This is a genomic window from Dapis hubbardiae BLCC-M172, from assembly GCF_050016015.1.
Taxonomy (GTDB): Bacteria; Cyanobacteriota; Cyanobacteriia; order Cyanobacteriales; family Microcoleaceae; genus Trichodesmium.
Genome location: NZ_JBNHEQ010000332.1, coordinates 1 through 1,735 on the forward strand (window position 1 = coordinate 1; position 1,735 = coordinate 1,735).

The window sequence follows — 1,735 nt, forward strand, 5'->3', positions numbered from 1 at the left end:
ATCAGATATATATTATACCCTTTTTTTTACTATTTTTTCACTAAAGTCCCGTTATGCAACGTCCCTACCCCATCCAATCAAATATAGCAATATTTTTGAGAAATGGTATTATATTGTATAGTTATATAGTTTTTAATCCTACGTTTTAAAGTGGGGAATGTGAGTTAAAACTTTTCTTATGCCTGATTCAAAATTAACTTTGATAAACACGCCCTTTCCAATAACCGCCTCGCCCTCGCCAGTGTCGCCAAGCTGAATCTATTGTGATTAATGTATACATCAAAGCAACAGTTGGTAAACCCATCGCATATATTGGTGAAAGTCGATAAAATCTAACAATAGGTAAGTACGCTAAAAACATTAATAATCTTGCCAATAAAGCGATCGCTAATACTTTCCACCAACCAAAAATTACTCCCAAAATTATTCCTAATGAGGGAATTAAATAAACTAATTTCATTCCTATCACTGTTACTATTAACAAGAGTGGAGAATAATTTAACTGAGTAAAAGCAGTACGAGCTACCATGTTCCAAATACTCATTAAATCGGGATAAGAACGTCGGCTTTTAGTATCTGAAGTTAGACCTAACCAAATCTTTTTATTTGTTGATTTTTGTTGAACTGCTTTAGCTAAAGAACAATCATCTATTAAAGCATTTTTAATAACCTCTATTCCGCCAACTTCATCTAAAACTTGATGACGAATTAATATACAACCGCCAGCAGCAGCAGCCGTAGATTTTTGAGGATTATTTACCCATCTAAACGGATATAATTTTTTAAAGAAAAACACAAATGCTGGAATCATTAATTCCTCTGCTAAAGTTTCACATTGTAGTTTCACCATTAACGAAACTAAGGCTAAATTTTTCTGTTCTGCTTTGACAACAAGTTGGCGGATATTTGTCGAGCTATGTTCAATATCTGCATCAGTCAAAAGAAAATAATCAGGGGCTGGAATTTGTTTTTTTGCATAGTTAATTCCTTGATTAATTGCCCATAATTTTCCAGTCCAACCACTAGGTAAATCTGCTGCTGAAATAACTTCTAGTTTAGTAAAATTTTCACTTTGTTGAGCAGTGCATCTTGCGACAATAGATGTATTATCTATACTATGATCGTCTACTAATATTATTGTCAAATTCCCTGGGTAATCTTGATTTAATAGGGAGTTTAGTGTTACTCGTAATAACTTTGCTTCATTTCGAGCAGGAATTATCACGGAAACTGACGGCCAATATTCGATATTCTCAATTTCTATTTCTGATACTGGCAATAGTCGTTGGTCTGCCAGCCAAAATTTACCACGAAATATTAATAAATATATCCAGATTATGAAGTTAAAAATTACTGTGATTAATATAATTTGCTGCATAAATAACTTCTGAACTTAAGGATACATAAATTATAGCAACTCTCTGAAATAATCGACTTGGATTAATTTCTTTATAAATGAATTGTAGGGGGAGACAGTCTTTTGTCTCTAGTCATTGATTTATCAAATTGGGTTAATTTTCTACCACCAGTAATATTTGCTAGAAAAAGTAAAGTAACTTGTAGATACTATCCTTTGAAAATTTATAATTGTAGGGATTTTATGTTCCTTGTTCCCAGGTAAGTTGTTCCCTGATTCTACCATAAATTACTACATATATAGCCCTACCTAAAATTTGTATTAAACCCACATTCCGCACGACAAAATGTAGTACACAAAGAGTGGGAAACTTGAGTA

The 1,735-nt window shown here is 32.6% G+C and carries 1 protein-coding gene; it reads right to left on the reverse strand.

Translation table 11 applies throughout. The annotated features are described in order from the left end of the window. Positions 1-193: 193 nt before the first annotated feature. Positions 194-1,378 carry a glycosyltransferase gene (locus tag ACP6PK_RS30625; protein ID WP_426565427.1) on the reverse strand — a complete coding sequence of 395 codons (1,185 nt, stop codon included), beginning with the start codon at positions 1,376-1,378 and terminating at the stop codon, positions 194-196. Positions 1,379-1,735: the final 357 nt, after the last annotated feature.

What these genes read in the sequence shown, in the direction of transcription:
- ACP6PK_RS30625 (WP_426565427.1), bottom strand. Translation starts at nt 1,378, where the DNA reads ATGCAGCAAATTATATTAATCACAGTAATTTTTAACTTCATAATCTGG.